At 44.6% G+C, this 576-nt stretch carries 1 protein-coding gene; it reads right to left on the bottom strand.

The annotated features are described in order from the left end of the window. Positions 1 to 541 (bottom strand): permease (locus ACNOHI_RS25285; RefSeq protein WP_420477482.1); only part of this gene is annotated, 541 nt, incomplete at its 3' end. Positions 542 to 576: the final 35 nt, after the last annotated feature.

The raw sequence follows: 576 nt of genomic DNA, 5'->3' as shown, positions 1-576 counted from the left end.
GATTTAACCGCCCTATCATCCAACCGGCTGAAATCGCGACTGTGAGGCCGGAAACCACATAGATTAGCGCTGTTTGCCATCCAAACATACCAAGAAGCATCACTATGGCCACCTCGTTGATCATGGGGGCGGCGATTAAAAAAGAAAAAGTAACACCGAGCGGAACGCCCGATTCGACAAATCCTAAAAACAAAGGGATTGCTGAGCAGGAACAGAATGGAGTAACAATTCCAAGTGAAGCTGCCAGCACATTGCCTGTAAACTGCGATTTGCCCTCCAGAAGTTTCCGTGTTCGTTCTGCTGAAAAATAAGAACGGACGATGCCAGAGATAAAGATGATCAGAGTTAAAAGCAGTAATACCTTCGGTACTTCAAAAACGAAAAACCGGACTGCTTCTGTGAAGTGTGATCCAGATTCGAGACCTAAAGCGTCATCGATCATCCAATCGGTTATCTTTTGAAGATTATGATATAGCAGAAACCAGGCAGGCAGCAGCAATAAGGGCAGCCAGATCCTTCGGTTTAATATCAGATTTTTCATTTCAGTCTTTTAAGAAGTACGTTGATCATCGGGCT

The organism is Noviherbaspirillum sp. ST9, assembly GCF_048799745.1.
GTDB lineage: Bacteria > Pseudomonadota > Gammaproteobacteria > Burkholderiales > Burkholderiaceae_D > Noviherbaspirillum.
The sequence above is the reverse complement of the archived record's forward strand: the minus strand, read 5'-3'. Positions and strand labels throughout refer to the sequence as shown.